Genomic DNA, 22,163 nt, shown 5'->3' on the forward strand with positions numbered 1-22,163 from the left:
CACGTACTCTCGCTCAATCCGCGTGCTCGAACGGGCGCGTCGTCACGAACTCGTCGAGTTCAATCGCCGTCTCGAGGCCGGCGTCCGTGACGGACTCGTGGGGACGGTTGACGACGATGTCGCCCGCAGTCCGGTCGCCGACGCCGGGGATCGCGGTGAGTTCGTCCATCGAAGCGCCGTTGAGATCGAGCGGGTACGGAACGCCGGTCACGGAGCGATAGCCGTGGTCGACGACGGCGATGTCGATCGTCCGCCCAAGTTGGCGTTCGCCGGGGATACCAACGAGCAGCGGATAGGTGCCGAGCTGGCGGCCGAAGGTCTTTCCATCCTGGTGATACTCGAGGTGGACGTCCGAGAGGACGGTCCCTGGTGGCGCGACGCGTTCGAGCATCGGGTTATCGATTTCTTCGCGCACTTGCTGTTTGTAGCGCTTGAAGAGCTTCTTGTGCTCGTTCGCGATTTCCGCTCCCGTATCGGACATGTCGGTGCCGTCGAAGGACATGACCTGTCTGATGTTCACGCGCCGAAGCATGTAGCCCTCGTCGTAGACGCGCTGGAGGAACTCGCGGTTGTGCCGGTACGTTTCCTCGCGTTCACCCTTGAGTCCGTGGAGGAGGTTGATTCCGGGGAGAAGCTTGGGCAGTCGGCGCGGGCGAGCGTCGCCGGTCGTTGCATCGGCGGTCGGATCGTTCGGTCCGCCCGGCCGCCAGCCCGCTTCTTCGTTGACGATGCGAACGGCTTCGAAGCACTCCTCGGCGGTGACGTTCAGGTTGTTCTCCTCCTGGACGATGGGATCGGCGGATTCTAACCCGAACGCAGCCGTGTCACCGGGCGTGTTGTGCTCGGCGATAATCCGAATCCCCTCGCGGCTCTTCTCCGGCCAGTTGACGATCGTGATGGGATTCATATTGTCCAGATGAAGCGTGTCGAGATTCGGTGCGACCTCCCGGATGCCGCTGTACAGTTGGCGGAGCGCGTCCGGGTTTGGTGCCTCGCCATCGCCGCCGTAGGCGAGGATATCCGCCTGCCGACCGATTCGGAAGTGTTTCACGCCGTAGTCCGCGAGCGCGTCGACCTCGCCGACGACGGTCGGCGCCGGACGGAACGAGGGGTTTCCGTACAGCGGTTCGGTACAGAACGAGCACCGATAGGCACAGCCACGCGAGGTCTCGAGTTCAGCGATGAGGTACTCGGGGTGGTTGGGGTGTTGCTCGACGATGAAGGCCCCCTCCTGTGCCCATCGCGAGACCTCGTCGATGTCCCGCATTCGATTGTTGAAGCCCTCGAGGCCGCTTTCGACGAGATCGTGGACGGCGGCCTCGACGTCGCCCTTGGCGACGAAATCGAAGTCTAAGTCCTGCCGTTCGGTTTCGGTCGCGCCGGCGTTCTCGTCGCCGACGCCGAACTTGACCGGGCCGCCCATCAGGCTCGTGCCGCTCGCCGTCCACGCGAGTTTGCGTACCTCGTCGGGTTCGGCGGGCGTGCCGCCGACGTACTTGCCGGGGACGGTCATCCCGCCCAGATAGATCATGAGATCGGCGTCGTCGACAGCGCGCCATCGATCAGGATCGTCTCGCAGCCCGTCGATCGTGTGATACGTAATTTGCTCACGCGGGACGCCCGCATCAACGAGCGCACCCGCCGTATACCGGGGATACGTCGAGATGTACGGCGGCACTCCGAAGTGTGCGGGTTCGTCGACGTACCCGTCGACGATCGTCACCGAGAGCGCGTCCGTCTCCGTCCCCGTCCCGGGGTCGGGACCAGAGCCGGGGTCGGAGCCGGAGTCGGAGCCAGTCATACCGACCGATAGCGCCTCGAACGACAAAACGGTGACTAACGGGAGACACGAGACGCGAGACAACGAGGGTGTCCAACACGAACCACCGCAACCGCCGCGTTGATGGTCCTGGTCCCGGTACTGTCGATCATGCCACCAACCGAAGAAATCGTCTGCACCGACGACGACTGCTTCCTCGACCTGTTCGAGAACCACTACACCTACGACGTTCCCGACGAGTTCGACAGCTCCGAACTCTCGTGTCCCGTCTGCGGCGGTACCGACTGTCTCGAACCGGTCGAACTCTGAGCCACCAGTCTCCGTACAGCCCATCCGTCACTGCGCCAGTGAACTCGATCGACCATCGCGTCAGACGTTATTTTACTCAACACCAAAATTAATAAGAACATGGCTATCGTAGTTGCCCCATCGGCTATGTTACGCGCTCTCACCCAGGTCTCCGCCCAGCACAGCGCATCGGCTCCCGCCCGCCGTGTCGGTTTCACAAGAGGTGATGCGGAGTGAACAAACCGTCCCTTGGCTCGTCGATCACACACGTGCTTTACCGTCAACTCGGCCGGGCAAGCAGTCGCATCCAGAACCAGCGCTCACTGCCCGTCGACCTCCTCGAAAACGACGACTCCTACCTCGTCGTCTTCGACGCTCCCGGTGCCGAAACAGACGACGTCCAGGTCCGGTACATGGACGGGACCGTCAAGATCAGTGTCGACCGTTTCCGCCCGTTCCGTGACAGCTACGAGATGCGATTTCCCGGCCGTGGAACCAACCTCAGCGGCACGGCCGACCTCCCGGCCGATGCCGTCGTCGACCCCAACGCCGGAACCGCAACCCTTTCGGACACCGGCTCGCTCCGGATCGAAATCCCCAAAGCGAGTTCGCTTCAGGAACCGGCTGCAGACGATATCGAACTCGCCGATACTCGTCCGTCCGACAGCACGCCACCCGACGAACTCGACGACGCGCACGATACACACGACACCACCACTGAAACGACAACGACGAACACAACTGACGCCACACCGCCGTCGGCAGACGCCAGTACCAGCGCAAACACAACTACAAACGCCGATCGCGACCCCAACCCCAACCACAACACGACCACCACCGCAACCGACTCACAATCCACCGACATCGACTCGACTCCCTCCAGTGAACTCGCACTCGAATGAACGGGCTCAATTCCGAGTCGATTGGAAACACTCAGCGGCGTCCACAGTCGCCACTCACATGTAGTCCCCGGTTGGAGGTGTAGCCCCGTTCCAGCCGTCACGATCTGAACTCTGATACGACGGCCCCCCTGTTCACTTCCGGAATCGCTGAAGAGCCAAGTTGGACTTCCAGTAGTGATTGGCGGCCGGCCACGGCGCGACCGTCACGCCGCCCACTCCGTTCCGGCCACTGATTTCGCAGGATAGCGGAGACCTGGAACCAGTCGCTGGTTCGGCTCCGATTCTGAACTCACCGTAGCTAAAACGGCAAACGGCGTCTCTGGTGAGGTGAGTGACTGAAGAACGCCGAATCAGTTCCGGCCACACTTCTGGTTTTTTGCGGATGGGCCCTGACGGATTCGAACCATCGACCACTCGGTATCTCACATGACCGCATAGATGCGATCGTGTTATGAGCCGAGCGCTCTAACCAGACTGAGCTAAGGGCCCGTTTTCCGTCTATACAGAGAAAAACGTGGCCTGTAGTTAACCCTTACTCTCCGTCTTGGTGTAGCAAATTGGCCTCGACAACTATGCGAAAGCATACGATCACACTACCGACAGCCACAACAGACCTGGGCAGCGACGGGCCTATGTGGTCGGCGACCGGATACTACTGCGTATGTCGGATCGTCGTCGACTCACGCAGTTCCTGCGTTCGAAACTCCAGGCGGCAGGCGAGCAGTACGAACACGTTCGGGGGTCGACCGATCGCCAACTCGAAGAAGCCCAGCACGCCTATGAAGTGGCCAAAAACGCTCGCCAACTCCCCTCCGATAGCGAAGGCCGGGCACAAATCGTTTGCCGACGGTATGCAGAACGCCGAGCAGCAATGCTTGATGACCAGTACCATCCAGCGTGCTACGAAGCAGACCATCCGGACTGTGAAGGCTGTGTCGAGGATATCCGTGCGGGACGAATCGAGACGTGGTAGGTACATCCTCACGACAGCGCTCACAACTATTGGACTGTCGCTACTGAACTCGGCGCTGTATCGCTACTGAACTCGGCGCTGTATCGCTACTGTTCTGTTACGAATACCGAACTGATCGGGAGAAACGAAGCCTAGGCCGGGACATGATCCAAAGGTTCAATGTCTTCCCTAATAAAACATCGGTGTTCACTGAATGCCAGATAACAGAAAGCAAATTACGAACCTGCGAGACAGAATCCAGGAATCGAATGAAATCGAACGGAGAGATCAGGAACTTCTCATAAAATTTTCTGACAGAATTGACCTGCTCAAATCGGAGTATACCGACCATCGACACAACAAGCTGCTCCGCCACTGTACCATCCTGGCCGAAAACGTCGGTGGCCTCGCGGACGCCCTCGAGGACCGCGACGCGGCAGAGGATCTTGTACGGTGGATCAACCGCAATTACGACAACGAATACACGAATCACGACTACCGGACCGCTATCAGGGTCTTCGCTCGGCGGGTGACGGACGGCGACGACCTTCCGGAGAGCATCAAGTGGATCCCATCGGGGATGTCCAACAGCCACGACCCGGTTCCCGATCCAGGCGATATGCTCCGCTGGGAAGACGACATCCTTCCGATGATCGACCAGACCAGAAACTCTCGTGACGCGGCCCTCATCGCAGTCGCCTTCGACTCCGGGGCCCGAAGCGGCGAACTCCAGGGCCTTACTATCGGCAACGTGAGCGACCACGAGCATGGACTCTGTATCCACGTCGACGGGAAGACTGGACAGCGCTCGGTCACGCTGGTACCGAGTGTGCCGTATCTCCAGCGCTGGCTGAACGACCATCCCGAGCCGGATAACCCAAGTGCGCCGCTCTGGTCGAAACTGACGAAACCCGAGGAACTCAGCTATCGGCAGTTCAACAACTGCTTTTCCGACCCAGCTGAACGCGCCGGGGTCAAGAAACCGGTGACGCCGACCAATTTCCGGAAGTCCAACGCAACGTATCTCGCACGTCAAGGGATGAATCAGGCGTTTATCGAAGATCGTCAGGGGCGGAAGCGAGGCAGCGACGCGACAGCCCACTACGTCGCACAGTTCGGTGGCGAAGCCGACAACGAGTACGCGAAAATGCACGGGCTCGAAGTCGAAGAAGACGAATCCGAGCCGCTGGGGCCAGTCGAATGCCCGCGGTGTCAGAAGGACACGCCGCGTCATCGAGAAACGTGTGTCTGGTGTAATCAACCGCTCGAGTACGGCGCGATCGAATCGATCGAAGAGGATCAGAAAGAGGTCCGGGACCAGGTCTTCCGGCTCGCGCAGAAAAATCCGGAGTTCCTCGAGGACATCCAGCAAGCGAGAAAGTTCTCCGATATCGTTGACGACAATCCCGATATCCTCGAAGACGCACAAGCGTTCGCCGAGTCCCTCTCGGACGAGTAGCGCCATTACTTGAGGTTCCGTCGTATCCGATCGAGTTCTGCTTGTATCTTGTCGATGTCCTCAGCCGTGGCTCCGTTCGAGAGGAGGGCCAGAGCATACGCTCGCGCCTCCGTGTCGCCGTAAGCGAGAACCCGAGACAAGAACTCGGTGTTCCGGTCCGCGTAGCGGCTCACTTCGCTGATCGGTTCCTGGCTACTCATTGCTCTCCTTCTGTCTGGGAAGTCGATTTTCGTGCTGTGCGTTCGCTATAGCGGGTGCTGATCGTTCCTATGGTCATTTTCGTGAGTTCGTCGTGTTGCCGGTTACGGCATCAAGTGTTTCTCGGCTCCGTGGGGGGTCTACTGGCCCTCAATGTGGGGGCCAGCAATCGTGGGTTTCCTTCAAGAGCCGATGCGTGCTTCACACTTGGCACGAGGGCCTTTGAGTTAATATAAATTAGTGAAGCCAGATAATTGCGGAACCAAAAAATAGTTTGCGCAAGTCGGATAGCAGGTAGTATGGAACCTTCAGATGACGTTGTCACCAATATCCGCGATTCATGGGAAGCGGAAAACGATGCGTTCGGGCGAGTCTACGAATCGATTTTAGGTATCACCGAGTTCACGAGACACGATGAGATTGCTGAGGTCGCCAGATGCGCCCCCAATACCGCAAAGAAGCACTTGAGACGACTGAATCAGATGGGTATCGCCGAATTTCGAAACCCAGGTCGTGCCCTCATGTTCCGTCGGAACGACGCGTACCTGGAATGGCGAGAGGTAACCCAGATCGCGGACGATCACTCGGTCCAAGATCTCGCTGAACGGGTTCGTGAGCTGGAAGCGACAGAAGCTGAACTCAAAGAAGAGTTCGGCGTTGAAGGACCGGACACCGCCTCAGTATACAGATCAGACAGTGATCGGCCAACACACGAACTAATGCAGGCGATCGGTACATGGAACGGTATCCAGCGGGATATCCGCCTCTACGAGGCAGCGCGCCAACTCCAGCAGAACGACGGTCGTCTGATATCGGCGTTCGTTGCGACTCCCACCGACGACCATGCGTCGTCCGAGTCGCAATGACTACCACGAACCACGTCCCGACGATCATCTGGGACACCGACCCGGATAGGGAATCCCTGCGGGTGATTCACCGGTTTCTGAGTCGTCGTGAGGCGATCGAGAAGGCCAGCCTCGAGCCATACAGGACTCACCCGCGTCTGGTACGTGCAACCGTTAGTGACCAGGGTTCGTCGACAACATCTGGACTTCTCGAGATACGATGGTACGAAACGAGGGATTTCGCCATCACGTATCAGACGGACCGTGAGAACGGGGGCTCTCCATTCCTCCAGTGGACACATCTTCCTGACGCAGATGAAATCAACGTATCACACGGCGGGTCAGACGACGTGCAAACGCTGACGCCGCCATCTCACCATCCAGGCGAGAATCGGTTTCATCCGCTCCGAGTTCTGTCCCACGTGCTTGCTACCATCGAAGAATGTACGAAATAGGGGGTTCACGTCGTCCCGGTCGAGCAACCCGATACTGTCGGTGACAGTACCTTTGGTGTCAGCAGTTTCCATCACCAAAGCCTCTAGCTCTTGTATAGGTGTGCTATCAGTGATGTTTGAAACGCCACTTATTGTGGATTAGTCATATCGTCTCAAATCACGAAAGGGTTTTATAAATTGTTTGCGTAATATGAGACGACATGGTAGAAAAGAGCCACTTCCGACTCTTATCACATCTTATAGAGGGGGGTGAGCCGGAAGTGAGTATCAGTACGCTCGCTGATCAACTCGATTGGAGCGCTGGCCACGCCTCACGTATCGTCTCCGAGTTAGAAGCCTACGGCTACGTACAAACCAAGCAAAGCGGTCGGCAAAAGTTGGTTTCTCCGACGGATATCGAACCAATCGAGCAACTCGAGGGACTTCTCACGGAGTATAGCCACATGGATCTGCCCGATCTCGTTGCTGGCGCTGGGTTACTCGTGCTCTATTATCTCGATCGAGGACGGACCGCAACCGAGTTGGCCGAACTGAGCGGTGTTAGTCAGGCAACGATATACCGCCGGTTAGATGACTTTCAGCGCGTTGGTGTCGTTGGGAAATCGAAATCCCGGTATCGTCTCAATGATCCGTTCGCAGAGTTGGCCTCGATCGCTCGAGGGCTGCTCCACCAGAAACATCGTCGCGAAGCAGAGCGACATGCGAGTGGGCTCAATTTTCTCTGGGAAAGACACGACGAATTCCTCTTCGCCTGCGACAGTGACGTTACTGCTGACGGATTTTACCTGACCGGGCCTGCCCTGTTCGAAGCGTTCGATGTTCCGCTTCTCACGAGGGATCGGCGACACTACTTCCGGACGGACCGACTCTCCGAGATCACTCCCGCAGAATTAGTCTGCCACACACTGCTGATCGATGACGGTCCCCGGTACCGAACGTACTGTCTCTTATTGATACAACAACAGGGTATCGAGAGGACAGCACTACGGGAACGTGCTGAACACTATCTCCCCGAAGCAGGGATCGACCTGCACGCCATCGTCGATGAGCTCATCGATTACTTAGAGACAGACGGAACGACAACAACCGAGCAACTGCCCAAATGGGAAGACTTCAAACAAACGGCCAGAGACTATGAGATCACTGTATGAGTTCTCGTGAACGATTCGGTCGGAATTATATCGAGACCGAGCTCCGGCAAATCGCAGATCACCTCCAGACAGACGTTGATGCCTATCTCATCGGCGGTGGCGCAATGTCACTTCACGAGCCGTCTCTCAAGGACACGACCAAAGATATCGATCTCGTCGTCGTGGACGAGGCGGCCCTTAGCCGTCTAATGGGGGTACTCGACGACCTCGGCTATGAGGAAGTTACCGATCTCGGTGACGAATACGATCGGTTAGGAGCGCGTCACTGCGTTCGAAACGATGCCGGCTGTCAGTTCGATGTCTTCTATCGACAGATTGCCGATAAGCTGTATTTCAGCGACGGGATGCAAGCGCGGAGCGAGGCGTTCCTTTCGGACGAGTTCTTCTCGGTCGGTCTCGTTTCGTTCGAGGATATATTCCTCTTCAAGGCCGTCGCAGAGCGTCCGGACGATATCGGAGACATGGCGACACTCGTCCAGACAGATCTCGACTTCGATGTGATCGAAGACGAGATCGAACGCCAGGTCGATCTTCTGGGAGGAGAGCAATTTGTCACAGTGATCTCCGAATCGCTGGAACGGCTCGATCAGAACGAAGGTATCCAAACACCCCTTGACGATGTCGTCCGGGAGTACTACCAACGGTACATGAACGGGTACGAACTCCGGTTACAGTTAGACGAGGACACCGCAAAATCCGTCAGCGAACTCGCGTCGACGTTAGACGTTTCAGAGGAAGAGATCGAACGTCGATACGAGTATCTCGAGCAGTACGGATTTGTCGAACGGACCAGTGAAGGGATACGAGATACCGGGAAACGCGACGAATTTCAGCGGTCCTGATAGCTCGTCCTACTTTTCGAGAGAGTCGCCGAATTCTTTCTGAAACCCTTCGAGAAGCCGTCCGAAGCCGGATTGGAGGAAAAACTCGGCGTCCTCTTTCGCCTCGAGGAGGTGCTTTCGGCGTTTGTCCGAGTACTCCGTCGCCATCTCGTCTAATTCGGCGGCGAACGCCTCGATCGTCTCCTCGTCCTCGAGGGAATCGTAGGTTCTGAACACATCTTTCAGCCCGCGCTTGGCTGATTGCCTGACACGACCGTCCTCGTCCGTCAGTGCCTCCAGCAGGAATCCACCGATTTCGTCCGTTTGTTGGCGAACGGTGTCCACATCTGCCTCGATCGATCGGTCGCTCTCAGCGACGGCGAACACCAGTGCGATCCCCGGCGTCAGTCGTTCTGCAACCCGGACAGTCGACTGTCGGACGTATCCATCATCGCTCTGGGCGTAGATGGCGGTCAACTCGTCAAAGCAGGTCTCGAACAACTGAACCCGTTCATCGAGATCTAACTCCTCAATTTCGTCGATCGTCTCGGTAACCTGCTCGGAATCACCTGATCGAATGTCGGCCGCAAATTCGTCCCACCGTTGTTCCATATCGACCTCTTGGGCGACCTAGTCCATAATACTCGGCTTATTGGAGACACGATGAGGTGAGGACAGGAATGGGCGTGATTTTGAGGGTGTTGGCAGCCTCGACGGCCACAATGATGATCGATCTGGATACATCCCGTACGGTTTTGCGTTCCGACCACTTCTTATCTACTATGCCGTTTAGTGTGAGTTGGCACACGCTCCTCGACGAACTCGATGATCTCCCGGATGGAGCGACGCTCGTCACGCCCCTATCGCACAATCGGTTCCGGATTAGTGACGTACAGGAGCAACGTGTCATCATCAGCTTCGAGGACAAAGACGAAAAGCGACCCCTCCAGCGCGATCAGTTCGAGACACTATACCGCCGCATCACCGATGCACCGAACGGGTTCCAGCTCGACCGGCTCCCGCCTGATGCCGATCCCTACCCGGCGGTGTGGAGCCTCCATCCTCGATTCGAGATCGACGAGGATGCTGGCGTGATCGTCGAGACCGATGGGCCGACAGCGACACAGCTGCTCGAGGCTGAGACCGAGCCGGAGACCGAAGACCGGACGGAGCCCGATCTCGATGTGTACGCCGACGCGCTCCTGCTGGTTGATGCGCTCGAGCGCCACGACGTAACCACGCTGGAGGAGATGGAAACGGAGGCACTGGTCAATCTGTACACCCTACTCTCGGATGTGCAGCGTAACGCCAACAGTTTCCGCCAAGATGTCGCCGACGTGCTCCTCAATCGTCTCCACCACGATCGGCCCGTCAACGGTCCGTTCGGCTCTGTCCAGCGGACGAGTCGCCGTAACCGTTCCCTCAAGGATGACGAGGTGGTTCTGGCGGCGTTCGAAGACGCTGGAATCGATTCCGAGCGTGTCATGGGAGTAGACCGCGACAAGGTTGACGACGCGCTCGAGGTGACAGAGCTGGCCGAGAGCGACGTGTACGAAATCAACGAAAGCGAGTACGTTCGAAAGGCCGAGGTAGATGAGGAGGTCAAAGAGACCCGACTACAAGGTCTCAAAGACCAACTCGCAGCGACAGAAGGCGAAGAAGCCCAGGAGCTACGCCAAGAGATCGAGGACCTGGAGGACCGCATCGACGAACTCACGAGTTTCCGGACGGGAGCGGAGGTACACGAGTGACGGCTACCGTACACCGCTACCCGGTAATATTCTCGTTACGTATCTCCCTGTTCATTGGTGCGTTGGATGAGTAAACTAAGTGGGGTGCGCGCACATCCTCGACGCTTGAGTTTTATGTCATTTGATGCAGACTACCATCAGTAGGTGATAGATTATATCATCTCACCATTATTCGATACCGAAACCGAAACCAGGATCTGACTCCATATTTCCGAACTCCCCTTCTAGGGCAGCCTAGAGCACCTTCGAAGGTGGTTTTCGTTCACTCAGAAGGTGAGGGTTTTTATGTTAGGGATCCCTCTACCAGAGTAGACACTACAGGTAAATGCTCAGTTCACGAGAATGGGGAGTTAGTTCGAACCTGTTTAGGTCAGGTTCGGACGTCCCTTGCGGCAGCAGTATGTCTTTGGTGTGCGAAGACAGCCGTATCTACGCACGTCGGTACGTAAATCTTACTGCCGGAAGGCGAACCGACTGCAGTCCTTCGATTACGCTTGAATCTTAGGAACATCATCAACCGACTTCGAGAACAGCACTCCCACCATCCTAGCCTGGAAGGGCAGATCAAGGTCTACGTCGCGCATCACTGGGTACAGACAGTGCCTGGTGAAGCGGGCCCAGACCTCGGGAAAAGGGACATGGAAATGACCCTCAACGAGTTGGGGTTGGAACTCAGTTGCAACCTTGACACTGCAGTTGACAACCTCTTCGAAGCTGGGTTGCTTGACCGCTATGAGCCCGACGGACCCGACTGGTACATCATTCGGGAACGCGACGGCGAGTTCGTTATGGGAGAGAAAAAGTTCCCTGCAGCGGTCCATGACGAATGCGGACGTGCAATCGAGTACATCCGTTCGATGGATCCCTCCGACGAGGACGGAAAGACGGCCGTCGCTGATGGGGGGGACTCCCGAATAACGAACGAGGACGGTGAAACACTCCGCGAAGAACTCGCGCGAGAACTCGGCTTCGAACCTGGCGAATTGGAAGACCATCTTCGGGTCGGTACGCCGCGGAACCGGCGGGAGAAACTGGAACAACTCGTCAAGGCCATTCGAGACAGCGAGACCTTCGAAATGCCGGATTCGTTCGACGAGATCCGGCTAGTCCCGAAGGGTTATCGCTACCACCGCGCGGAGTCCGTGCTTAGCACTGCCTAAGCACAAAACTCGCTAAATTCGTATTTTTGACACTCAATTTCAGTCTATCGATGCGGACGAGAATGGTCTTGCAAGTCTGTACCGGTACGGGGGCGCTTCCGGACAGGTGTCTTTACAACCGCAATGAGAAGGAGACGGGCATGCTTAACTCTACTTCGCTTAATCGCTTTATCGTATAACCCGATTACGAACCGGCCGTTGGACGGCATAAATCGGTGGAGTTGGCCCAGGAGAACCAAAGATATAATCGGATTTACTGCGATATCCGATCATGGTTCGTGTCGACGACAGCGATGACGTGACGAAGTGCTGGCTTTCGCCCGGTGAACTGGACCGGCTGGAGCGAGCTGCTGGAGAGGACGGATGGGAGCGTGAGGTGGCGATCCAGCTGATGGGCCGGTGCGGGCTCCGAGCGTCAGAAGTGAGCTATCCGAGCGATAGCAACCTGCGGTACTCCGACGACGGAGATATCTGGCTGTTCGAGGTCCAAGGAAAGAACACCAAGGGTGGGTCAAAGAAGACACGCGACGCATGGATGCCCGACGATGTTGCCGACGACATCCACAAATACAGCCGTGAGCGTGGGCTCGATCTATCTGACCGGTGGGTCGACGCTAGCACACCTTCCGTCCGTCGGTGGGTCAACGAAGCCACTCACACCGTCGCGGAGCAAACCGACAACCCACGTTGGCGGTCGGTCTCGTCCCACGATCTCCGCCGATCCTGGGCGACCTATCATCTCGTCGAACGCCAGGTCGACGTTCGGACCATGATGAGTATCGGCGGATGGTCCGATTACTCCGCTATCGAGCCGTATCTCGCAGAGCCGACCGAAGCGCGTATTGGAGAGGCCATGCGGCCGTAGAGGATCATTCTCCCGGAGCAACGAACGTTAGTCCCGCAACTGGGCAACGGTTCGACCGAGTTCTCGAGCACGCTCGCTCTCTGAGATATCATACCACTCTTCCAACGAACGAAGTTGGTCCTCGAGATCCATGTTGGTGGGGAGGTGTACTCCGCTACACGGTAGTGCGTCGCTGGATAAGTAAGTCCGTGCTCGAGCATCCACCTTCGAGAGGAGTCCGGAACGATCCAGGAGGAGTTGGTGTCGCCTACCAGGAGTTGGTCCAACTTCGCCGCACCTGCCGGCTATTGGAAGTCAGGGCGAACCTCCTAGAACAGGGGTAGTGCTCGAGTCGGCATAGACGACGATACGTTCGAAGATGTCTTCGCCGAGCAGGGGGCCTCGGGACCGGGCGAATACCTGTTACCGGGTCGCCACCGCGACGGAGAGGTCGACCAGAGAGTAATGTACCGGCTCGCCGACGACGTTCACCCCCTCCTCGTCGAATGGGTCGGGTATCTCACGAGCATCTCTACCGGAGCCGACCAATAGGGACCCGGGGAATAGGTAGTGACCCGGCGACTGAGACCGGGGGCAGTTAGTCGGGGAGACCAGAGAATCGTCGGTGAGTATCCCTCTCTCGGCAGGAGAAACCCAGTCTGTCGGTAGAACTGGATTCTCAGTCGGCCAAAACGGCAAAATTCGGATTGGGCACACGGGGTACAATGGCCGGGGTGCTCGAGGCGATCCGTCCCGACTCACCGGGCTGAATTGGTCGGGCGTTGCCGGGTAACTGGACGGCACCAACACGAACCCAATGAACGGGTCAACGAATAAGACCAATCTGTCGGTAGAACCGCCTTTTTCGCCGGACAAAATAGCCGAATTCGGATTGCGAGGGATCGGGCTTACCCCCTATTTCGTCGGGTCGAAATAGTCGGATAACACCCCGTCGACACTGGTAGTTAGTCGGGGCTTCCCGAACGTCGGCCGAGATCCTCTTCGGTATCGAACGCAGTTCTCCCTCTGTCGGCAAAACCGTTATTCCCGTCGGGTGAAACGGCCGTATTCGAATTTTAACGGGTCGGGCTGACCCCCTTATTCAGCCGGGTCGAAATAGTCGGGAACGGTCGTAATGCCACCGGCAACCACTCGAGAATTACCCGAGCTTCGCCGAGACCGGCTCTCAGTGTCAAACACGTTTGTCCGTTCTGTCGGCTAAACCGTCTTTCTCGTCGGGCGAAACGGCTGTTTCCGGTTCGTGGATAAGCAGCAGTTCACTACCTATCAGGCCGGGTCGAAATGGTCGGGGATAACTTCGATGGCACCAGCAGTTGGTCGGGGCTTACCCGACCGTCGGCCAAAACCGGCTTTCGGTATCGGATACGGTCGCTCCTGCTGTCGGCTAAACCGTCTTTTCCGCCGACCGAAATGCTCGAATTCGGTTCGGAAGAGATCACCAACTCCAACGCCTCTCGTCGGCAAAGTTGGTCGGAGTATTGTCGTGGAGATCGTCAATTGGTCAGTGGATCAGGATACCGATGTAGCGGTGCCAAGCTATTGGACCGACCAATCGAGAAATAAGTCGACAGTCCGGTTAGCCGACTGTAACATTGCTTAGACTAAGTAAAGGTTATAACAGTCCGATTAAGTGATGTGAACATCTGATGACTCGGAAACGAATCGGACAGAATACGGGGAACTCCGGCCGGGTAAATCTCTCTGGCCTCGAGCTGCAAAAGTTCGGGGCTGATGTCGGTGATTCGGTGAAAGTCGACATTGCCGAGTCCAAGAGCATTGCTCATGCAATGGTCGACAATAGCAACTATGGGGAATTCGTGATCGTATCAAAACCTGACTCTGAGGGAGGAGATTGATGAGTAGTACCGAGTACACAGCGCTATTTGACGCCTGTACGCCCCGAGAAGACGTTCTCGAGGGGACGCTTCAGGAAGATCAGTTTGCAGCGAGTCTCGCAACCGTTGCACACTCGTCAGAGGATGCACCGCCGGTCTACAAGGATCCGTCTCTGTTCTTCGAGATGACGTATCCCACGGACGGGCTGCGTACCCTGCTCAGCAATCTTACCGGACGATTTCTCGCAGGTGGTGGGTACGAAGGCCGGTACAATAGCAGCATCCTTTGTCTCGATACCCGTTTCGGCGGTGGGAAAACGCACGACTTGATAGCATCGTACCATCTCGCGACGGACCCCACATCTATCGGCGATCTCGAGCGACACCTTCTCGAGGACGACGCGAATCTCGTCGACGACTATCACGACGCCGTCGATGACGGACTGACCGTTGATTCCGCTGTCTTTGTTGGCGGTCACGTCGACGCTCGAAACGCCCGAAGCGATCGTTCGGATCCGAACGCTCCGAATACGCGGACGATGTGGGGTGAAATCGCGTATCAGCTGTACGGCCTCGAGGGATACGAACACCTCAAAGAGTACGACCAAGAGCAGCAAGCACCCGGCGGAAACACCCTCAAGGATCTCTTTGAATACGGCGATGGGCCAGCCCTGATCCTGATCGACGAGATCGCCGCGTATCTCGAGGCCGCGTCGGGAGTCGAGGTCGGTGACGCGACCCTCGCAAGCCAGACGCTCAGCTTCATCCTCTCGCTGCTCGAGACGGCGTCCGAGGTCGACGACGTCACTGTCGTCTACAGTATCGCCGATACCGCGTTCGAGGAGGAGGCGGAAGAAGTCAGGAATCTCGTCGACGAGCTCAACCAGATCGGGCGTCGTCAGCACAAGACGATCACGCCGACCGACGAGAGCGAGGTCGGGCAGGTGCTTCAGCATCGTCTCTTCGAGGAGATCGACGACGAGGCAGCGGAGTCGATCGCGCAGAACTACTTCCAGTTTTACACGGAGAGCGATCGGCAGTTCCCGCAAGAAGCGACCGAAGCGAGCTACGTCAATCGGCTGACCAGAGAGTATCCGTTCCATCCGACGGTTCTGGACACGCTGACCGAAAAGATCGACACGATTCCGCGGTTCCAGCGGACCCGCGGTGCGCTGAAACTGCTGGCTCGGGCCGTCTACTACCTCTGGAACAACCAGCCGGAGCGCTACGATCGCCATTTCGTTCGGCTGTACGATCTCACGCCGTCGGACGACGATCCAGGCGGGAGCATCGACTCGACGCTCCACGAGACGCTCTTCGAGTTCGTCGACCTGAGTGCGGCTGTGTCGGCGGACATCTATAGCGAGGACGGGACCGCGCACGCACAACTCGAGGACCGGAAGTGGACCGAGAAGGGGATCCCACCGCTCGGGAGCCACCTGACGACGGCGGTCCTTTGGCACAGCCTCGCGTACGGTGAGCAGGCGACCGGGCTGACGCGAGCGGAACTCAACGCGACGCTGGGGCACCAGGATATCCGGTTCGACAACTACGACTCCGCACTCGAGGCACTGGCCGGCGGCGACATGACTGTCGCGTGCTACTACCTCTACGACGAGGAACGAGTGCGGTTCAAGTCCGATCCGAACCTCATCCGGATTATCGACCAGCGCGTGGACAACACGCCCGATGCGCAGGCTCGATCGCGGTTCGAGTCCCGGCTCGAGACCGAAGTCGGAACCGGCGGCTTCGAGACGGTCGTCTTCCCCGAATCGCCGGCCGATCTCCCGGACAAGATATCGAAGCCACAGCTCGCCGTCATGCACATCGACACCGCACCGGTGTCCGACGGCGGTGAGAATACACCGGAGAAGATCCAGACGCTCTACGAGAAGTCCGCATCCAAACACGGCGGGCAGGTCCAGAGTCGAGTCTACAAGAACTACGTTCTCTTCCTCGCACCGGACAAGGAACGTATCAAGAGTGGGATCCAGGAAGCCCGACAGCTCGAGGCGATCGAGGCGCTGCTCGACGACTCTCAGCAGACGGCGGACCTATCGAACGAGCAGATCGAGGAACTCCGGGAGCGTCGCGATCAGGCCCACGGGCTGCTCGGCGAACTCGTCCGTGGTGTCTACCGTCACCTCTACTACGTCGATCGGGACGGGCTGACCCACATCACGATCAACGCAACCGAGGCCAACGGCGGGACGACGCTCGTAAACGCGGTCGAAGAGACCCTCGACGATCGCCTGATCAGAGCGGACGCCAGCGCGAAGGGGACGGCGTTCTTCAAACAAAAACTCTGGCAGCGGACCCAGGACAGTATGACGACCCAGCAACTGGTCACCCAGTTCGCAAAGAAACCCGGTCTTCCCTACCTCTTAAATACGAAACCGCTGCGAAAAACGGTCGAACGAATGGTCGACGACTCTGGGTACGTCTACTGGGACGGCGAAAGCGAGACCGTCTACTGGGACGGCGACGAGGACGCACAGCTGGACAACTGGGACGAGGATACACCGCTGGTCGAGTCACCCGACGTTCGAACGTCGATTCAGGACTCGGACGTGAAGATCGGCGACGAGTACGTCGTTTACACGGATATCGAAGCGTTCCTCGAGGTGCACGCCGACTCGATCGAGGTTCCCGAACCGGTAGAGCCGGAGGGCGACGACGAGTCGGACGACGGAGCCGAGTCGACGAGTGGAGACTCGACGGGCTCGGGTTCGAAACAGGTCGCGCTCGGAACTGACGACGAGCGAGCACAGCCCTCCGAGTGGGACCACGCAACGAGTCTGATGGCCGCCTCTCGAGCGTTCAAGGAAGTCCGCGGCGAGGCGATTTCGGCGGCCACGTCGGACGGCGATGCCGGCGTGTCGCAGGTCACGGTCGAGGTCGGCGGCGAGGATCAGCTCTCGAAGGGCTCGTTCATCGCCCAACAGAGTGCGCTCAAGAACCGGGCCGATCACGTCTCGGTTCGGATGCAGTACGAGACGGTGTCGGACTCGAACGCCACGTACGAGGCGACGTTCCGTGGCGGTCTCGGGGAGTTCTCTCGCGTGACGAACCAGCCGGACCCGTTCGGCGACACGGTCAGGATCGACCTGAAGTTCCGGGTTGACCTGCCGGAGCCGGAACCGATCACGGACGATGAGGACGATCTGCTGGCGGAACTCGAGGACGCCCTCGGACAGACCAACATCGACGTGAAGGTACAGGCTCGAGGACCGACCGAGATCGTGCCAGAGGCCAAACAATGACGTCACAGTCGCGTCCGGAGTCCGCGCTGTCGGCTCGAGAGCAGCCCGGTGTCAGCGGTCTCGGCAGTAGCGTCTACGGCGGTCGTCCGAACTTCGCACTCGTTCGAGATGCTGGCCCCGATGGCGGCACGCTGACGCTATACGAGTTGCTGCCTGCGGACCAGGCAACGGCCCGGCGGGAGCGACTCGAGCGCTCGAATCCGAACCAGCAACTCGTGGCCGATTCGTTCGAGGACGTATTCGGCGAGTCGGATAGCCTCGAGGTCGACCACTGGGACTGGGACGAGTGGACGGCCGTGAAGATCAGACGGCTGTCCGGCAGTCGACTACGGTCGATCCTGCCGCTGGTTCGCGAGACGCTCGACGGGGCTGGGGTCCACGACTCGAGTGTGACGGGTTCCGGGCAAGGGGAGGTCTTCCTTCCTGAGACGGCCGGGGTTCGGCTCGCGCTGGGTTTTGTCGGCGTCAAGCCGATCCAGCGCATCGACCGGATGCGAGCGTTCTGCCGGGGTATCGTGCGGATGAGCGATGAGGAGTGTTACTATTGGCACGCGAAGTGTCGATCTCCCTCGAGTCCAAACGGGGAGAAAGCACTGCGAATGCTACTAACAGACCATATTTAATCATGAGTGAGCAACCGATCAAAGATACGGAAAAGTCGCTGAAACCGCTTGCTATAGAGGGGAAGTTACCGCTGAAAGCGGTTGGTATTGAAAACCTGAAAGAAGACAATCCAAAACATCTACCTCCCCATAGATATCTTCATCCGTGGTTCGCTCGTCGGCCAACACCTGCATCGCGACTTGCAATTCTTGCATCAGTTCTCCCATCTGATGTTGAATCGGATACACTATTAGATCTGATGCAGATCGGTCCGAAGGAAGACTTAGATGTGCCGATTGAGACATATGTAGAACAAAAGAAGGCAACTGAAGGCAGCCGAAGTGGGACTCTTAGTGAACACTACAAATACCCACGACCATTTGAACAATCACCAACAGATTCGGAAAAAGAGAGCCTACATCGGGAATTGAAGGAAACATGGGACGGTGAGCTTCCCACGGTTCTTGATCCAACTGCTGGTGGCGGGGTGATCCCATTTGAAGCTCTACGCTATGACCTACCGGTGAAAGCCAACGAAATTAACCCGGTTCCGGTGACAATTCTCAAAGTTTTACTTGAATATGCACCAGACGTAGGATCACTCCGTGAGGAAGTCGAAAGATGGGCGAGCAAAATCGATAGAACCGCAACTAAGCGTCTAGAACCATACTTCCCAAATACAAATCCGCAACAAAGTGTTGATTGTTATATTAGTACGCATACTATTACATGTCCAACCTGTGGATCAGATATTCCACTTATCCGAAATTGGCATGCAAAAACTAAGAAAGCAGGAACAGAAGTTGTTGTAAAGCCGAACTTTGACGAGGATGGTACAATCAGCTATGAGTGTCTTGAATCACCAACAAGCGAAGAGTTAGATGGATTGGACCCAAAAGATGGTCCCATCTCTCGAGGTGGAAATGCACAGTGTGTTGCTTGTGACGTTGTTTGCGAAGCAGAGAAGATCCAGGAAAAATACCAAAATGGTGATTTCAAATTCGATATTTATGCTGTTAAATATTTCTCACCTGATGGTCAGTCACACATCCGGTCGCCAACATCTGCGGATTATGATGCACTTGAACAGGCAGAGGAAGAAATAGAATCTAATTATGAACTTGCAACGCTACTATCAACCGAAATACCGAAAGGAGCAAAGACAAATGAGCCAATTTCGTATGGAATGACCGAGTGGCGAGATATCTTCAATCCTCGCCAACTCATCTCTCATTACACGTACTGGGACGCATTTGAAGAACACAAGCCTAAAATCCGCGAAGAATACGACGAAAAGACTTCTGAAGCGATTCTATCGTTATTGGCCTTAGTTTCTGGAAAGTTGGTTGACTATAACTCGCGAATGACACCATGGCAAGCGAGTCGGGGTTACCCAGCAAACGTAAGTGGTGGGAAGAATCTGACGTTACAACGCTCTTTTGCTGACCTCAACATGTCTGTTGGAGGAATGGGAGGGTACAAAGCAACGATTGACAAAATCCTTGATTCCTATGAGAAGATAGTTTCCTACTTGGACGCCGATACGCCAAGTGGAGATGTTCAAAACGGTGATGCCGCTGATCTCCCCTACGACCCCAATAGTATCCAATCAGTTGTAATAGATCCTCCCTATTATAGCAGTGTTATGTATTCTGAACTTTCTGACCTTTATTATGTTTGGATTCGGAAATACCTCAATGATGTAGTTCCTGATGTGTTCAACACCCCACTCACCGAAAAGTCTGAAGAAGCTGTTGCGAACACAAGTCAATTTGATTCTGTATCTAGTGAAAACTCGTCAAAGCGCAATCTCGCCAATGAGTTCTATGAGAAAAAGATGAGCGATATTTTCTCTGAACTTTATCGTGTACTGGAACCAGGCGGTGTTATGACGGTAATGTTTACTCACAAAGAAACCGATGCATGGGATACCCTCACTATGTCTCTGATTAAATCGGGATTTGTTATTACCTCTACTCATCCAATTACAAGTGAGATGCCCCAACGAGTCTCAATGCAGGGCAATGCCTCAGCTGATAGTACACTTCTACTCACGGGTCGAAAGCCTCACAAAGAACGTGAACCTGAGAATGCGCCCCCTTCCCTTTGGAGTGATGTCAAGTCTGACACTCGGGAAGTTGCAAAAGAAGCAGCCCGCGATCTCATCGATTCCGGAATGAGCCTTACAAAAACCGACATCATTATCAGCGCCTTTGGACCAACACTTCGTGTTTTCACAGATGCGTATCCGGTCGTTGACGACGAAGATAATGAAGTTCCACCACGACGTGCTCTCGAGGAGGCCCGCGAAGCTGTAACCCAGGTCCTCGTCGACGAATACCTCGAGGCTGAGGGGATCGACGAACTCGACGACGTCACGGAGTGGTATATCCTCTGCTGGCTCGTCCACGAGTCCGAGACGTTCTCCTACGACGAGGGCCACCAGCTCGGGCTCGGGATCGGTGTCGACATCGACGAAATCAAGCGCAGCACCAAGACCTGGCGCAAGAGCCGGGGTGACATCTCCCTTCGTGGCCACGATGGTCGCGTCCAGAACATCAACGAGAAACCCGAGGACCGCTCGAGTCGCATCCCCGTGAATCCGGACGACCTCTCCTTCAGCCTCGCGCTGGACAAGATCCACGCAGCGATGCACGTCTACGATGTCCAGGGCGAGAGTGCCTGCTGTGACTGGCTTCGAGAGCGGAACTTCGACACCGACTCGACGTTCAAGTCGACCCTCAAGGCGCTGCTCCAAGTGCTGCCCCACGATCACGACGACTGGGAACTCGCCCGGGATCTCGCAGCCGGACGAACTCGAGACGTTCTGGATCTCGAGTTCAGTCCGAACGTCTTCGCTGATCACGACGATAAGACTATGCAGAGCGAACTCACAGACCATCAATAAACAACAGAATCACGATCTGGATTGTCCTATATTTCTTAAACAGATATCAGAATATAATGGCCCTATTATTTTATTTCCGAGTCAAATATGGCTCGGAATAGTTGACGCCGGTTATTCTTTTTATCTTTGTATCCATTCCGGCCATGTGAGATCTTATGATTCGCAACAATCAGTAGATCACCAGAGTTAAGATTAAACTCGGTGTAAAATTTACTACTGTTTTCCAATTTATCATTCATCCAATTTAGTGCTGCCTGGAGATGTTCTACTTCGTTAACATTCCATTCTGACGTGTTATCCAATGAGAACCTGTTCACAAGCCCATATCGGTTAATATCGAAAGCCGGTCCAGTTACAGACGTACCAGATCGGTCTACGTCACTTCGAGTGAGTGCCTGCTCTGAGGATAGTGCATTTGCTAACGTCGGCTGTTCACGTGCAAGTTGACAGAATGCACTTACAGAATTGAATATCCGGCTTTCTCCACCACTCTCAGCTTGAGAGCGACATAACATCATCGTCGTTGGTATAGTACCAATTGGCTCAAGCGTCCCATCAACATGAACTGCTTGCTCCTCGTTAGAGAAGAACCCTTCATGATTTCCACCAGTGTTCTTTCCGCCCCCTATTTGATTAATCCCAAACTCGTCATGTAAACTCCTGTCATTTGAATATGAAGATGGAACAAATGCTGAATCAAATCCGAATTCTTGTGCGACCTTCGCCAGTTCTTTTCTAGGCTGGTTAATATCACCGATAGTCATTTTCGCAAAACCTAGCTCTCTATATGTATATAGTACAGATTGTTTGAACCCATCAGATGATGGATCAAACTTTCCAATGTCGGCTTTCTTAGTCACAGATTGATTGTACTGAGCATGACAAACAGGGTCTAGATCGATGTTTGAGAGATCACTAATTTCCATT

18 protein-coding genes and 1 tRNA gene are annotated in these 22,163 nt (G+C 56.1%); 14 read left to right on the forward strand and 5 right to left on the reverse strand.

The genetic code is table 11. The features are described from left to right. Positions 1 to 13: 13 nt before the first annotated feature. Positions 14 to 1,801, reverse strand: coding sequence for a radical SAM protein (locus tag C484_RS13295; protein WP_006826434.1), 1,788 nt, complete (start codon positions 1,799 to 1,801; stop codon positions 14 to 16). Between the two features lie 129 nt (positions 1,802 to 1,930). Here C484_RS13295 and C484_RS23700 point away from each other — a divergent pair, with 129 nt between their 5' ends. Both C484_RS23700 and C484_RS24780 read left to right on the forward strand, forming a co-directional pair. Further along, positions 1,931 to 2,089: a DUF7559 family protein gene (locus C484_RS23700; protein ID WP_006664798.1), complete on the forward strand. Its 159-nt coding sequence runs from the start codon at positions 1,931 to 1,933 to the stop codon at positions 2,087 to 2,089. Between the two features lie 212 nt (positions 2,090 to 2,301). Beyond that, a complete protein-coding gene (locus C484_RS24780; protein ID WP_049915456.1) occupies positions 2,302 to 2,970 on the forward strand; it encodes an Hsp20 family protein in 669 nt (222 codons plus the stop codon). 383 nt (positions 2,971 to 3,353) lie between these two features. On the opposite strand, the gene C484_RS13310 is transcribed toward C484_RS24780, so the two are convergent. Continuing rightward, a tRNA-Ile gene (locus C484_RS13310) sits at positions 3,354 to 3,459 on the reverse strand. Between the two features lie 172 nt (positions 3,460 to 3,631). Here C484_RS13310 and C484_RS13315 point away from each other — a divergent pair. Both C484_RS13315 and C484_RS13320 read left to right on the forward strand, forming a co-directional pair. Continuing rightward, positions 3,632 to 3,943, forward strand: a complete 312-nt coding sequence (locus C484_RS13315; protein ID WP_006826436.1) for a DUF7091 family protein — start codon at positions 3,632 to 3,634, stop codon at positions 3,941 to 3,943. 193 nt (positions 3,944 to 4,136) lie between these two features. Continuing rightward, positions 4,137 to 5,381, forward strand: coding sequence for a tyrosine-type recombinase/integrase (locus C484_RS13320; protein ID WP_006826437.1), 1,245 nt, complete (start codon positions 4,137 to 4,139; stop codon positions 5,379 to 5,381). 5 nt (positions 5,382 to 5,386) lie between these two features. Here C484_RS13320 and C484_RS13325 read toward each other — a convergent pair whose 3' ends face one another. Further along, positions 5,387 to 5,581, reverse strand: a complete 195-nt coding sequence (locus tag C484_RS13325) for a hypothetical protein (RefSeq protein ID WP_006826438.1) — start codon at positions 5,579 to 5,581, stop codon at positions 5,387 to 5,389. Between the two features lie 297 nt (positions 5,582 to 5,878). Here C484_RS13325 and C484_RS25180 point away from each other — a divergent pair, with 297 nt between their 5' ends. The 3 genes from C484_RS25180 (at position 5,879) to C484_RS13345 (ending at position 8,872) form a co-directional block, all read left to right on the forward strand. Continuing rightward, positions 5,879 to 6,445, forward strand: coding sequence for a DUF7342 family protein (locus C484_RS25180; protein ID WP_006826439.1), 567 nt, complete (start codon positions 5,879 to 5,881; stop codon positions 6,443 to 6,445). A 634-nt stretch (positions 6,446 to 7,079) separates the two neighbouring features. Beyond that, positions 7,080 to 8,030 carry a MarR family transcriptional regulator gene (locus tag C484_RS13340; protein ID WP_083867344.1) on the forward strand — a complete coding sequence of 317 codons (951 nt, stop codon included), beginning with the start codon at positions 7,080 to 7,082 and terminating at the stop codon, positions 8,028 to 8,030. Further along, positions 8,027 to 8,872 carry a DUF6036 family nucleotidyltransferase gene (locus tag C484_RS13345; RefSeq protein ID WP_006826442.1) on the forward strand — a complete coding sequence of 282 codons (846 nt, stop codon included), beginning with the start codon at positions 8,027 to 8,029 and terminating at the stop codon, positions 8,870 to 8,872. Before C484_RS13340 ends, C484_RS13345 begins: the two co-directional genes overlap by 4 nt. Positions 8,873 to 8,881: 9 nt before the next feature. On the opposite strand, the gene C484_RS13350 is transcribed toward C484_RS13345, so the two are convergent. Further along, positions 8,882 to 9,463 carry a hypothetical protein gene (locus C484_RS13350; protein WP_006826443.1) on the reverse strand — a complete coding sequence of 194 codons (582 nt, stop codon included), beginning with the start codon at positions 9,461 to 9,463 and terminating at the stop codon, positions 8,882 to 8,884. Between the two features lie 170 nt (positions 9,464 to 9,633). On the opposite strand from C484_RS13350, the gene C484_RS13355 reads away from it, so the two are divergent. The 7 genes from C484_RS13355 to C484_RS22390 all read left to right on the forward strand — a co-directional run bounded on the left by C484_RS13355 (position 9,634) and on the right by C484_RS22390 (position 21,236). Beyond that, positions 9,634 to 10,602, forward strand: coding sequence for a hypothetical protein (locus C484_RS13355; protein WP_006826444.1), 969 nt, complete (start codon positions 9,634 to 9,636; stop codon positions 10,600 to 10,602). A gap of 638 nt (positions 10,603 to 11,240) precedes the next feature. Beyond that, positions 11,241 to 11,762 (forward strand): hypothetical protein, encoded by a 522-nt coding sequence (locus C484_RS13360; protein ID WP_006826445.1) that lies wholly within the window; start codon positions 11,241 to 11,243, stop codon positions 11,760 to 11,762. A 271-nt stretch (positions 11,763 to 12,033) separates the two neighbouring features. Continuing rightward, the gene (locus tag C484_RS13365) at positions 12,034 to 12,627 is read left to right on the forward strand and encodes a site-specific integrase (RefSeq protein ID WP_006826446.1); all 594 of its coding nucleotides are present in this window, start codon (positions 12,034 to 12,036) and stop codon (positions 12,625 to 12,627) included. A gap of 1,646 nt (positions 12,628 to 14,273) precedes the next feature. Then, the gene (locus tag C484_RS13370) at positions 14,274 to 14,483 is read left to right on the forward strand and encodes a hypothetical protein (protein ID WP_006826448.1); all 210 of its coding nucleotides are present in this window, start codon (positions 14,274 to 14,276) and stop codon (positions 14,481 to 14,483) included. Beyond that, positions 14,483 to 17,725, forward strand: coding sequence for an ATP-binding protein (locus tag C484_RS13375; RefSeq protein ID WP_006826449.1), 3,243 nt, complete (start codon positions 14,483 to 14,485; stop codon positions 17,723 to 17,725). Before C484_RS13370 ends, C484_RS13375 begins: the two co-directional genes overlap by 1 nt. Continuing rightward, positions 17,722 to 18,348: a DUF7680 family protein gene (locus C484_RS13380; protein ID WP_006826450.1), complete on the forward strand. Its 627-nt coding sequence runs from the start codon at positions 17,722 to 17,724 to the stop codon at positions 18,346 to 18,348. The genes C484_RS13375 and C484_RS13380 overlap by 4 nt, the downstream gene beginning before the upstream one ends. Before the next feature lie 2 nt (positions 18,349 to 18,350). Beyond that, entirely contained in the window at positions 18,351 to 21,236 is a 2,886-nt protein-coding gene (locus C484_RS22390) for a DUF1156 domain-containing protein (protein ID WP_083867345.1), read from the forward strand. Positions 21,237 to 21,301: 65 nt separating this feature from the next. Here the strand turns inward: C484_RS22390 and C484_RS22395 are convergent, their stop codons facing one another. Next, complete coding sequence (locus C484_RS22395; protein ID WP_083867346.1) at positions 21,302 to 22,162, reverse strand: TauD/TfdA family dioxygenase; 861 nt, start codon at positions 22,160 to 22,162, stop codon at positions 21,302 to 21,304. Position 22,163 lies beyond the last annotated feature (1 nt).

It is taken from the genome of Natrialba taiwanensis DSM 12281 (assembly GCF_000337595.1).
GTDB classification, from domain to species: Archaea; Halobacteriota; Halobacteria; order Halobacteriales; family Natrialbaceae; genus Natrialba; species Natrialba taiwanensis.